Here is a 12840-nt window from a genome sequence, read left to right on the forward strand (position 1 = left end):
TAGTTTTTGCGATTTGTTTCTATTTTAGGCACTACAACATCTGGTTTTAACTATGAGGATAATTTTATGAAATCCACTTTAATCGCAACGATGCTGGCACTGTCCCTGTTATCGATGAATGTCTTCGCTCATGGTGACGATGGCCATGCTAAGGCAGATGACAAACAGGAAGGCTATGCCGCACCAATGGGGGTGCCGGGCGACGCAAGCAAGGTAGTTAAAACAATAGAAATTGATATGAACGACGCGATGCGTTTCACACCGGCGACCATCTCAATCAAACGCGGTGAAACGGTCAAGTTCGTTGTCAAGAATACCGGCCAGGTAAAGCACGAAATAGTTTTGGGTTCTATCTTAGAGCTAAAAGAACATGCCGCATTGATGATTAAATTTCCGGAAATGGAACACTCTGACCCTAATCAGGTATCTGTGGAACCAGGTAAAACCGGTGAACTGATTTGGCAGTTCAACAAAGCCGGTACATTCGATTTTGCCTGTCTACAACCAGGACATTTCGAAGCGGGGATGCGCGGGAATATCGTTGTCAAATAAATTTTTTCCACACATATCGTAAAGGATTTCAAATGAGAACCCATTCAATTCAATCGGCAGCGCGCGCCATGATAATCGCTGTCTCATTGACTATGCCGTTTGGTGCGATGGCGGCCGAAGAAATAGCCAAAGCTAACACTGCGGAAGTGCCATCCGCTGATGCTGCTGCCATGTCGACCGGAGAAGTCAAAAAAATTGATAAAGAAGCCGGTAAGATCACGATCAAGCATGGCCCATTGGCAAATCTGGAAATGCCAGCCATGACGATGGTTTTTAGGGTGAAAGATCCGGTAATGCTGGACCAGGTCAAACAAGGAGAGACGGTCAATTTCGTCGCTGAAAAAGTGAACGGTGCCTTGGTCGTAACAAAAATTGAGCTTGGTGGATAAGTGGCGTTTCACCCACTTCGCCGGAAACGCCCTTTTTTTGGAAGAAGCGCGAGCAATTCGCAATATGTGCTCCTCTATCCGGTGCTCCTCTAATTGCTCATTCCTATTTGCCTGATTATGATATAGTCCCCTATCCTATTTATGGAGTTGAAGATATGGGCCACACAATCCGCGACAAACAGAAACTTTTAAACCGTGTGCGTCGCATTCGAGGGCAAATCGATGCGATTGAGCGCGCCTTGAGCGAGGAAAGTGAGTGCATTACTGTATTGCAGCAAATTACCAGTTGCCGAGGTGCTATGAACGGCTTGCTCGCTGTGGTTTTGGAGGACCATATTCGTACCCATTTGGTCGACGCCGATCCTCATTCGCATGACGGTGCGCAAGGCGATGCAAAGGAGCAACTGATTGAAGTTGTCCACAGCTATTTTAAGTGAATCTATGATCAATAAACTTTATGATGCCCCGTTTGAAGTTGATCATCACCACGTTTTTTTAGGTGAAGGCCATGACAAAAACGAGCGCAAAACCTGGGCTGTGATTGTGCTTTGCACTGCTATGATGCTGGCCGAAATTATTGGTGGTCATTTATTTGGGTCGCTGGCCTTGGTGGCCGATGGCATGCACATGTCTACCCATGCAGGTGCGATGTTGATCGCGGCGTTAGCATACACTTACGCCCGCAAACATGCCAATGACACCCGCTTTGTGTTTGGAACAGGCAAGTTGGGCGACTTGGCGGGCTTTTCCAGCGCCATCATCCTAGCGATGATTGCTTTGTTCATTGGTTATGAAGCCATTGCCCGCCTTTTGTCGCCAGTACCTATTAGCTTTAGTGAGGCCATTCCCATTGCCGTGGTCGGATTGCTGGTGAATATTGCTAGCGCCTGGTTACTGAGCGGTGGTAACCATGCTGGCCATAGTCATGGGCATTCGGATAGCGATCAACACGATCACGCCGCACATGGTCACAGTGAAGAAGTTCACAACATAGAAACCTCTGGCGGGTTGTTGGTACTCTCCATTTTTGAGGACGGCGTCCCGCCTGTTTTTCGCATCAAAGCAGAAACCGCGGGTGCCAGTTTACCCACAGGGGAAGTGTGTGTCACGACCGTGCGTCCGAACGGTACCCGCCAAATATTCTCCTTCAAACAAACATTGGATTATCTTGAGTCAACGACAGAGATTCCCGAGCCTCACGCGTTTACAGCTTTACTAACACTGCCGCAAGGTGTTCACAGTGTTGCCTTTGAAGAGCATGCGCATCAGCAAGAAAGTGATACGATTGATCGCCGTGACCACAACATGCGTGCAGCCTATATTCACGTCATTGCCGATGCAGCGGTCTCGGTATTGGCGATTATTGGTCTTCTGTTGGCACAATCATTTGGCTGGCTATGGATGGACCCACTTGCTGGCCTTGTCGGTGCATTAGTGATTGCAAACTGGTCCTATGGTCTGATTCGCGATACAGGCGCAAACCTGGTGGACGTCAGCCCTGATGATTTATTGCCTGGCAAGGTCAAGGCAATTGTTGATACTGCCGGCGATAAGTTGATCGATTTGCATGTTTGGCGTCTTGGCCCCGGCCACTTTGGTGCCGTAATTTCAGTGGTGACTGACAAGCTAGCGCATGGTCCATCTTTCTATCACGCTCTGTTACGGCAAGTTACAGGACTATCGCACATTACAGTGGAAGTCCATATGCCGCAATTGGCCGCTAAAATATGAGTGTGAAATCACCCTGTATAGAGGTCTGTAAATTTGACCGAAAATCTGGCTTCTGCACCGCTTGCCTGCGCACGCGTGACGAGTGCAAGGGATGGAAAAAAATGAAAGATAACCAACGCCATCAAATAATCAATGACCGCCGAAGACGAGAAACAAAGCTGCCCGCCGGAGGCGAGTCATCGCCCTAATCAAAAATAGGCCGATTGTCGCGGAATCTATTTCATCAGGAGAAGATGGCGTCAATAGGGTTAAGCATTAGAATCATTGCGTACAAAGGCATTATTTATCCGCTGCTAGCGGCGGCGCTGTTTGCTCCCAGTACGCCATTTTGCAAGTCTATGTGGAATAACGCAGACTTAGTCGAGGATCAAAAGAGGTGTACTTTCGGGCGCATTTGAGATGCGCCACCTCAATGTTTAATCTGGCCTTATCTGATCGATGAAATGTCTTAAAGTAATGACAGTAAGAGCGCCGGATACGCGGCAATAAGCTTAACAGGATGCAAATAGGCGGCCTTATGCGCCGCCTATTTTATTCGCTAATATTACATTTATCTTGTCATGGATGAGAGCACGGTGATGGTGTGCCGTTACTTAACTAACTCTCTGCTCCGACTCAGGATCAAAAAATACCGCCTTCGATAAGTCGAAAGCCAATTGCATTTGTTCCTTCGGTTTTGCGGCTGCGCGAGGATGGGTGCGGCAGGTGACGCGTGCACCATTGAAGTACGTGAATACGAGCGTGTCAGGGCCGGTTGGCTCGGTCATTTCGATGGTGCAGGAGACTTCGCTCGGACGATAGTCATCATGTGAAATCGAAGCGCCAATTTCTGCACCGCGGGCGCTTTGTGCATCAGTGACGTGTTCCGGACGAATCCCCAAGATGATTTCGCGACCGATCCAACTGGCAATGGCGGGTGTTTCTGTATGCGTTGGGGGCAGCGGAACCAATGTGGATTGTCCGTCATGTTCCAGATTGAAGGCAGCACCGCCATTGCTTCCGTGCGAGACCAGTTTGCCGCGCAGGAAGTTCATTGACGGCGAGCCGATAAACCCAGCCACAAACAAATTTTGGGGATTGTCGTAGATGTCTTGTGGCGTGCCGAATTGTTGCACCACGCCGTCTTTCATGACGGCAATTTTGTCACCCAGCGTCATCGCTTCGATCTGATCGTGGGTAACGTAGACGATAGTGCTGCCAAGACGTTGATGCAATAATTTAATTTCTGCCCGCATTTCTACCCGTAGTTTGGCATCCAGATTGGATAACGGTTCATCAAATAAAAACAGCGACGGATCACGTGCGATAGCCCGGCCCATGGCCACGCGTTGGCGCTGGCCGCCCGAAAGAAGGGCTGGCTTGCTGTCTAACAGATGGGTAATTTGAAGGGTTTGTGCTACCCGGTCGACGATTTTTTTCTGTTCGGCTTTGGGTACTTTGCGGATGCCAAGACCAAACGAAATATTTTCGCGCACGGTCATGGTTGGATACAAAGCATACGATTGAAATACCATCGCGATGTCACGCGCCTTTGGTGGGATATCGTTGACCACGCGGTCGCCGATCATGATTTCCCCTTCGGAGACAGTTTCCAGCCCGGCGATCATGTTCAGCAGCGTCGACTTGCCGCACCCGGAGCCACCGACCAAAATCAGAAATTCCCCATCTGCAATCTCCAGATCAATACCTTTGAGAACTTCATTGCCGTTTGGATACACTTTGCGCACATTGCGAATTGATAAACTAGCCATCTTTACTCCATCCCTTGATCGATCTTTACAGTCGAAATGATTATGTCGACTGATGCAAAATAAGAGGGTTACATTCACCCGTTAGTGAGTCAGTTGTGAGTCGTTGTGAGTCTTTGGTGAGTCTTCAGTCACGCCACAACAATAGTTGCGGTGAACGGTTTTCAGCCTTTCACAGCGCCAGCAGTTAGCCCGCGGACAAAATATTTTCCAGCCAGCAAGTACACCACCAATGTCGGCAATGCAGCGATGATCGCGGCGGCCATATTGACATTGTATTCAGTCACCCCGGTCGAGGTATTGACCAGATTGTTGAGCGCGACTGTGACTGGTTTAGCGTCCGAGCCACCAAACACCACGCCGAACAAAAAGTCATTCCAGATTTGCGTAAATTGCCAGATGAAGCAGACCATGAAAATCGGCAGCGACAATGGGAAAATAATTTTGCGATAAGTCATGAAGAAACCTGCGCCATCAATACGTGCCGCCTTCACCAGCTCCTCTGGCACCGTAATGTAGTAATTGCGGAAGAACAAGGTGGTGAACGCGATGCCGTACACAATGTGTACAAACACCAGGCCGGGCGTTGTATTGGCTAAATTGACCATCCCCAACAAACGCGCCATCGGCAGAATAACAACCTGAAACGGAATGAAGCAGCCGACCATCAGTGCGGTAAAGACAATCTCAGACCCGCGGAAGCGCCAATGCGCGAGCACGTAACCATTCAGTGAACCGATGAGAGTCGATATGAGTACGGCCGGAATCGCCATTCTGAGTGAGTTCCAGAAGTAGGGGGCCAGGCCGTTGCAATCGACGCCCGTACATGCGTGACCCCATGCTTTGATCCATGCTGCGCCGGTGAGAGTGTGCGGTAGCGAGAGTAGATTGCCTGTGCGTATTTCATCCAGCGTTTTGACGGATGTACTCAGCATCACATACAGCGGTATCAGGTAATACAGCGCGCAAAAAATCAACAGTACGTAAATCGCCGCACGACCGATTGTAAGCTTGGAACCCTCGTGGTGGATGGTGCTGCCGTTGCTTTTAGTGTTGCTCATGCGGTTAGCGGCCATTGCGCGCTCCTTTCGTTTCCAGGTACATCATCGGCACTAATACTGCCATGACGGTTGCCAGCATCATCATTGCCGACGCCGCGCCCAATCCCAGTTGACCGCGGGAGAATGAATATTGATACATGAAGATTGCCGGTACGTCGGACGAAGTGCCAGGACCGCCAGCAGTTAACGCCATCACCAGATCGAAACTCTTAATAGCGATGTGGGCAAGTATCAGTAAGGCGCTAAAAAATACCGGACGTAAAGCAGGGATGACAATGCGCCGATAGATCGTTGGCAGGCTGGCGCCATCGACTTGGGCGGCCTTGATAACGCTGTCGTCAATGCCGCGTAGCCCCGCCAGAAATAACGCCATTACAAATCCCGATGACTGCCAGACACCGGCAATGACCACGGTATAAATCGAGAAGTCAGAATTAACCAGCCAGTCAAATGTAAAGTGGGTAAATCCCCAGTCATGCATCATCTTTTCCAGACCGAGTCCTGGATTCAAAATCCACTTCCACGCCGCGCCAGTAACGATGAACGACAGCGCCATTGGATAAAGATAAATGGCGCGTAAAGCGCCTTCACCGCGAATTTTCTGATCCAGAAAAATCGCCATGAAAAGGCCAATTGCAAGGCAAATCACAATGAACAGCCCGCCGAAAATGCCTAGATTCGTCGCAGCGACCCACCAACGGTCAAGGCCGAACAAATCCGTATATTGATGAAAACCAACTAACGTATAGTTCGGCATCATGCGGGAGTCGGTCAGCGACATCCATCCCGTCAGTGCAATGAATCCGTAGACAAATACAAGTGAAATAATAATGGTCGGTGATAATACCAGACGCGGTAGCCAGCTATCGGCGAAAGCAGCGATGCGCCCTCGCGGTGCTAGATTTTTCGAGGGATGACGAGCGCTCCCGGCTGATATCGTTGAAGAGGGGAGGGTTTGATCGGACATGCGAGTCTCCTGATGCAGGATCATAGCCAGGTCATCGGTGCTGACGCCATTGCATGTGCAATAGTAGCCAACCTCAGACCGGGCGGATGCCAACGCGCTAATATCGATCACGCTGACATCCGGGTTTTATTTACGTACTTATTACATACCTATTTACTTCACTAGTGCGCTAATTTATTTTGTTAGCTTCATGTGCGAGTTTATGTATATGTACGTCTTAAAGGTTGATTTGTCTAAATAAAAAATTATTTAGTTTTTGCTGCCTTGGCCAATGCCAGCGTGGCTGCTTGCGATGTCATATTCGAGTTCATGAACTTCGAAACTACATCCAGCATTGCGCCTTGGACTGCCGAACTGACCGCCATGCCGTGGGCCATACTTGGCTCTAAAGTATTGGCTTTGTTTGCGGCTGCCATGTCGTTCATTGATTCGATTGCGCAACTGTCAAATTTGGCGCGTGGAATATCTGGACGAACTGGAATTGATCCTTTGTTCAGATTGAAAATTTCCTGAAATTCAGGACTCATGATGGCCGTTGCCAGTGTTAACTGTGCTTTTTGTTCCGCAGGATCTTTTACTTTGAACATAGCGATCGAGTCGATATTGTAAGTATATGATCCAGTTGTGCCCGGTGCTGGCACGCAGAGGAAATCTTTGCCAGGTTGTTTGCCTGCAGCGGTGAACTCGCCTTTGGCCCAGTCGCCCATAAACTGCATACCGGCCTTACCGTTGATGACCATCGCGGTAGCCAGATTCCAATCGCGCCCAGGAGCGTTTTTATCGATGTAGGTTTTGATTTTTCCGAGCGTGTCAAAAGTCTTGATCATAGTCGGGCTAGTGAGCGCCTTTTGATCCAGCTTCACGATCGCCTTATTGTAAAAATCAGCGCCACCGACACCCAACGCCGTTGTTTCAAAGACCGTGGCATCTTGCCATGGCTGTCCGCCATGTGCGATGGCGATAAAACCAGCTTTTTTAATCTTATCGGCAGCATCAAAAAATTCTGGCCAGGTAGTCGGGGTTTTTGCGCCCGCTTTTTTTAATACCTCAGGATTGACCCAAAGCCAGTTCACGCGATGCACGTTGACAGGCGCAGCCACATAATGACCTTGATATTTCATCGTGTCAGAAACGACCTTCGGCAGCAGCGCATCCCACTTGCCGGCAGTTGCGGCGGCGTCAATATTCGCCAGCACGCCTTCTTGGCCCCACTCCTGAATAGCGGGTCCTTTGATCTGTGCGGCAGTCGGAGGGCTACCGGCGATGACGCGGGCTTTAAGTGCCGTCGTCGCGTTTTCACCAGCGCCACCGGCGACTGCGAAGTCTTTCCAGGTTATACCCTTGGCTTCCATGATTTTTTTCAGTTCTGCGACCGATTTGGCTTCGCCGCCGGAAGTCCAATAGTGCAGCACTTCAACTTGCGTGGCATTGACCGCCGCGGATGCTGATATTAATGCAGTTGCTGTGACCGTTGTTACCATTGTGGCTTTAATGAGTTGCTGCAGTTTCATACTTGTCTCCTGTATTAAAAACGCTAAATAAGGTGTCTTTCGTTGGTAAGCCGTGATTGCTGGCTTCTCGATTGCTGACGCAAACTGAAAAACACCTATCCACTACCGGTGCATGGAAGCTACACCTTTGCTACTAAATACGTCTGATTTTCCGGCGTGATGGTTCACCCTTGCTCAGCAACTTTCATTATTTCTCTGCGATGGCTAAACGATAACTCTTAAAGAGTAATCAAAAGTTAGCTAGTAAAACTACAGAGAAAATTGATTTTATTAGATAATAAAGTTAAATCGTCTCTTTCATCACTTGTAATTGTAGTAATGCTACATTAATATTGCAATATAAGTTTTTATTTATTACAGAAAAGCGATGCAAACCCAACCTCCTTTTATTTTTACCCTGTTCGGCGCGACCGGCGATTTGTCGATGCGGAAGATTCTTCCGGCGCTTTTTGTCGCCCATCGGGATGCCAAGTTGCACGCGAGCGGACGCATTATTTGTGTCTCAAAGCAGTCTTTTAGCCGGGATGAGTATCTGGATTGGGTGAGCAAAAATGCCGTCCAATATGTGAAGGGTAGCGAATCAGTCAATCCGAATGACGCGGTGTGGCAAAGCTTTTTGGCACGTATTGATTATCTGCCGCTGGATCTGGTCGAGCCGACCGGGTATCAACGGCTCGCCGAGTTGCTGGCGGAGAATAAGGTTGTTTCGGTTTTTTATCTGGCGACTTCACCGCTCTTATTTGAACGCATTTGTGCCAATCTGGCGGCGAGCACGATTGATTTATCGCAAGCACGGGTTGTATTGGAAAAACCGCTTGGCCATGATTTGCGTTCGTCGCATGCCATTAATGACGCGGTTGCACGGGTTTTTGCCGAAGATCAGATTTATCGTATCGATCACTATCTTGGCAAAGAGTCAGTACAAAACTTGTTGGCGTTGCGTTTCGCGAATAGCTTGTTCGAACCACTTTGGCGGCGTGAATCAATTGCGCACGTGCAGCTGACGATTGCAGAACAACTGGGCGTGGAAGGGCGCGGAGAGTTCTATGATGGGACTGGCGCGCTGCGTGATATGGTACAAAATCATTTGTTGCAATTGTTGTGCACGGTAGCAATGGAGCCGCCGACTTCGTTTGATGCCAACGCAGTACGTGATGAAAAGGTCCGTGTATTACGTGCTCTCAGACCATTTTCTGCGGAAGATCTCGAACTGCGCGCAGTGCGTGGTCAATATGTGGCAGGCGCTGTTAATAACCAGTCCGTGCCTGGTTATTTGCAAGAACCGGGTATCGGAACGCATTCGCAGACAGAAACCTTTGTGGCTTTACACGCAGAGATTAATAATTGGCGCTGGGCTGGCGTACCATTTTTTCTTCGCACCGGTAAGCGTCTTGCCCATCGTGCCGCAGAGATTATTATTACCTTTAGACCTGTTCCTCATGCGATTTTGCCGATGCCATTTGGACCCAGCGGAACAGTGAGTAATCGTCTGGTGATCCGTTTGCAGCCGGATGAGTCGATTCAATTACATTGTCTGGCAAAGCAACCCGGCGATGGGATGATCATGCAGCCGGTAGCACTTGATCTGTCGTTCGATCAAGCTTTTCAACAACGTCGGGCCGAGGCCTATGAACGTCTTTTGCTGGATGCCATTCGCGGTAATTTATCGTTGTTTGTGCGTCGCGACGAGCAAGAAGCAGCTTGGAAATGGGTAGAGCCTTTGTTGAACCACTGGCAATCAAGCGCGTCTCCACCCAAGCCTTATATGGCCGGTAGTTGGGGCCCAACGGCCTCATTTGCGATGATGGCACGAGCCGGGGCGCAATGGCCTGAGGATCGCTGAAATTTGGCAAAACTAATGCGATAATTTGATATTAAGAGATGCGTGCATTTAACGATATGTCGAAGTGCACCGATGCATCAACAGTCGAATTATCTTTTAGATTAATTAACCAATTGTATTGATTGAAAGTTTCACTTCATGGCGTCATCTACAACCGCAAATCTTAACGCAATCTCGGCGGACGGTTACCTGGATGGCCCACGCTTGCTTGCAGATGTCGGCGGTACGAATGCGCGATTTGCATTGGAACGTGCTCCCGGCCAAATTGAAGCGATTCAGACTTTACGCTGCGCTGATTATGCAGAGTTTGCGCTGGCGGTCGAAGCTTATCTGGCATCCATTCCCCATCCGCAAGTGCGGCATGCCGCTATTGCGATTGCCAATCCGGTGCATGGTGATGAGATCAAAATGACCAACCACCATTGGGCTTTTTCGATCGAAGCCACGCGTCGTCGCCTCAATTTTGACACGTTGTTAGTGGTCAATGATTTCACCGCGTTGTCAATGGCATTGCCGCATCTGGAGCATGTCCATTGCGTTCAAATCGGTGGTGGAAAACCATTGACTGGCGGCGTCATCGGACTGGTCGGTGCTGGAACCGGATTAGGCGTCGGAGGCTTAATTCCTTCAGAGGGACGTTGGATTGCCCTGGGTAGCGAAGGCGGTCATGTCAGTTTTGCGCCTGGCGATGCGCGTGAAGCAGCGATCCTTGCCTATTGCTGGCGACACTATTCTCACGTTTCTGCCGAGCGTCTGGTGTCAGGTCCTGGTATCGAAATTACGTATATGGCGTTGGCCGACATGCGCGGTGTAGTCAATCCGGAGCCGCTACACACGGCCCAGATTGTGGAGCGGGCTTTAAATGGCACTGACGTCTTGTGTAGTGAAGTATTGGAGTGCTTTTGCGCTATGTTGGGTACAGTTGCAGCTGACGTGGCGGTGACGTTGGGTACGTTGGGCGGCATCTATATTGGCGGTGGTGTAGTGCCACGCTTGGGTGAATATTTTGCCACTTCAGCATTCCGTGCACGCTTTGAAAATAAAGGGCGATTCGGTACTTATCTGGCCAAAATTCCAACGTATGTCATCACTGCGCCTTATCCCGCTTTTGTCGGCGTCGCAGCTATTTTGGCAGAGCATTTAGGTGGCGGCAACGCCGTGCCGATTCTGGAAAGAATACGCAAGGCGCGTTCACAGTTCTCACCAGCTGAACAGAAAGTAGCGAGTCTGATTTTAGCCCATCCTCGCGCCGTCATGAGCGAGCCAATATCGGAAATCGCACGTCGTGCGGAGGTCAGTCAACCAACCGTGATTCGTTTTTGCCGCACCATGGGTTGTCAGGGACTTGCCGATTTTAAGTTGAAACTGGCGTCGGGCGTCACCGGCACTGTACCGGTCGCGCATAGTCAGGTGCACGTCGGCGATTCGTCTCTGGATGTGGGAGTCAAGGTCGTCGACAATACTATTTCAGCGATGATGGAAGTACGCGACAATCTCAATGCAGACACACTGACCAAGGTGATCGATATTCTGAGTCAGGCTTCACGCGTAGAGTTTTATGGTTTTGGTAGTTGCGGTCTGGTGGCAGAAGATGCGCAACAGAAATTCTTCCGTTTGGGTATACCTGCGTCCGCTTACACTGATCCACAATTACAGGAAATCTCAGCCTCGTTGTTGAGAAGTACTGATGTCGCCGTGATTATCTCGAACTCCGGTCGTTTGCGCCATTTGGCTCCAGCGGTTGAGGTGGCGGTGAATTCCGGTGCGACCATCATTGCGCTGGCACCGAGCAATTCTCAGCTTGCCAAGAGGGCAGATTACACATTGGCGGTCGAGCACGACGAAGGCAGCAATATGCATATTCCGATGGTGTCGCGGATATTGTTATTGTTGTTGATCGACGTTCTGGCGGTTGGTGTATCGATGAATCGTGCGAGCCCATTTGCAGAGCTTCAGAGGCAGGCTAAACGCGGCATTCTGACGCACACTGCCGCAATCGAGGGTGATGGGGCCAGCGATAAAATGGCAGCCGAAGAGGGTACGCAGGCATCGCCCTCAACAGCATCAGATAAAAATGGCCCGTCAACGCCAAACCTGATTTCACATACCAAGTAAAAGTTGCGTGCTATCTCAACTTTATGATTGTGACTGCTGAACTGTCGCCTACCTTTGGCGACCGGTTCGCCGGCCACCGGAGTGCCGGCTATATCACCACATCACCACATTCTGCGTAAGTAAGCGTATTCCCACGGCCGTCTCGATAAATTCCGGCAGAGAAATTCAATCGGCAAGAATTAGCGGGCTATCGCCATCGTAGATGTGAAGTTCCACGGCAGGAAGTCATGGACCTGATTGACCGGGTGGTCGGCGATATGGGTGAGAACGTGGCGTAGCCAGGCTTCAGGATCAATACCGTTTAATTTCGCTGTGCCGATCAGTGAATAAACAGCGGCAGCCCGCTCTCCACCGCTGTCGGCACCCGCGAAGAGATAATTATGACGTCCGATAGCGACGCCACGCAAGGAGCGCTCCGCTGCGGAATTATCGATTTCAATATAGCCATCGTCACAATAACGTTTTAGCGCAGGCCATAGATTGAGGCTATACATGATGGCAGCGGTCGTGTCTGACTTGCGCGATAGCAGCAGAAGCGTCGCCCGTAACCAGAATTCGAAGTCATCGATAAGCGCGAGCGATTGTGCTTGTCGGGCTGCGCGACGTTGGTCCGGTGGTTGGCCGCGAATCTCAGCTTCAATCACATACAGTTCGCCGATCCGGCGCAAGGCTTCAGTGGTGACCGCAGATGGTCGGGCCACATGCAAATCATAAAATTTACGGCGTGCATGCGCCCAGCAAGCGGCTTCCACGACTTGGCCGCTTTCATAAATGGCGTTAAATCCAGCGTAGGCATCCGCTTGCAACACGCCACTAAAAGAGGCCAGATGTGTTTGTGGATGGATACCTTTACGGTCCGGAGTATAGGCAAACCAGACTGCTGCTGGTTCAACAGATCCGGAAGGACGGTCATCCCGCACATA

The 12840-nt window shown here is 50.0% G+C and carries 12 protein-coding genes; 7 read left to right on the forward strand and 5 right to left on the reverse strand.

The features are described from left to right. Nucleotides 1–66: 66 nt before the first annotated feature. The 5 genes from QN379_RS11010 (at nucleotide 67) to QN379_RS11030 (ending at nucleotide 2860) form a co-directional block, all read left to right on the forward strand. The gene (locus tag QN379_RS11010) at nucleotides 67–552 is read left to right on the forward strand and encodes a cupredoxin family protein (protein ID WP_323506662.1); all 486 of its coding nucleotides are present in this window, start codon (nucleotides 67–69) and stop codon (nucleotides 550–552) included. 47 nt (nucleotides 553–599) lie between these two features. After that, nucleotides 600–941, forward strand: a complete 342-nt coding sequence (locus QN379_RS11015) for a copper-binding protein (protein WP_416186843.1) — start codon at nucleotides 600–602, stop codon at nucleotides 939–941. A gap of 155 nt (nucleotides 942–1096) precedes the next feature. Then, nucleotides 1097–1378, forward strand: coding sequence for a metal/formaldehyde-sensitive transcriptional repressor (locus tag QN379_RS11020; RefSeq protein ID WP_323506663.1), 282 nt, complete (start codon nucleotides 1097–1099; stop codon nucleotides 1376–1378). A 7-nt stretch (nucleotides 1379–1385) separates the two neighbouring features. Then, the gene (dmeF, locus tag QN379_RS11025) at nucleotides 1386–2672 is read left to right on the forward strand and encodes a CDF family Co(II)/Ni(II) efflux transporter DmeF (protein ID WP_416348544.1); all 1287 of its coding nucleotides are present in this window, start codon (nucleotides 1386–1388) and stop codon (nucleotides 2670–2672) included. Further along, the gene (locus tag QN379_RS11030; protein WP_322232491.1) at nucleotides 2669–2860 is read left to right on the forward strand and encodes a DUF1289 domain-containing protein; all 192 of its coding nucleotides are present in this window, start codon (nucleotides 2669–2671) and stop codon (nucleotides 2858–2860) included. The genes dmeF and QN379_RS11030 overlap by 4 nt, the downstream gene beginning before the upstream one ends. A gap of 405 nt (nucleotides 2861–3265) precedes the next feature. On the opposite strand, the gene QN379_RS11035 is transcribed toward QN379_RS11030, so the two are convergent. The 4 genes from QN379_RS11035 to QN379_RS11050 form a co-directional block, all read right to left on the reverse strand. Next, complete coding sequence (locus QN379_RS11035; RefSeq protein WP_323506665.1) at nucleotides 3266–4423, reverse strand: sn-glycerol-3-phosphate ABC transporter ATP-binding protein UgpC; 1158 nt, start codon at nucleotides 4421–4423, stop codon at nucleotides 3266–3268. Nucleotides 4424–4584: 161 nt separating this feature from the next. After that, nucleotides 4585–5481, reverse strand: a complete 897-nt coding sequence (locus tag QN379_RS11040) for a carbohydrate ABC transporter permease (RefSeq protein WP_322240155.1) — start codon at nucleotides 5479–5481, stop codon at nucleotides 4585–4587. Nucleotides 5482–5485: 4 nt separating this feature from the next. Then, the gene (locus tag QN379_RS11045; protein WP_322232489.1) at nucleotides 5486–6448 is read right to left on the reverse strand and encodes a sugar ABC transporter permease; all 963 of its coding nucleotides are present in this window, start codon (nucleotides 6446–6448) and stop codon (nucleotides 5486–5488) included. A 245-nt stretch (nucleotides 6449–6693) separates the two neighbouring features. Continuing rightward, entirely contained in the window at nucleotides 6694–7959 is a 1266-nt protein-coding gene (locus QN379_RS11050; RefSeq protein ID WP_322232488.1) for an ABC transporter substrate-binding protein, read from the reverse strand. Between the two features lie 367 nt (nucleotides 7960–8326). Between QN379_RS11050 and zwf the strand changes: the two genes are divergently transcribed. Beyond that, nucleotides 8327–9802, forward strand: a complete 1476-nt coding sequence (zwf, locus tag QN379_RS11055) for a glucose-6-phosphate dehydrogenase (RefSeq protein ID WP_322232487.1) — start codon at nucleotides 8327–8329, stop codon at nucleotides 9800–9802. Nucleotides 9803–9940: 138 nt separating this feature from the next. Then, a complete protein-coding gene (locus tag QN379_RS11060; protein WP_322232486.1) occupies nucleotides 9941–11917 on the forward strand; it encodes a glucokinase in 1977 nt (658 codons plus the stop codon). 179 nt (nucleotides 11918–12096) lie between these two features. Here the strand turns inward: QN379_RS11060 and tnpC are convergent. After that, the coding region (gene tnpC, locus QN379_RS11065; protein ID WP_323506666.1) for an IS66 family transposase at nucleotides 12097–12840 on the reverse strand (744 nt) is incomplete at its 5' end.

This window comes from Glaciimonas sp. Gout2, assembly GCF_035018905.1.
Classification (GTDB): domain Bacteria; phylum Pseudomonadota; class Gammaproteobacteria; order Burkholderiales; family Burkholderiaceae_D; genus Glaciimonas.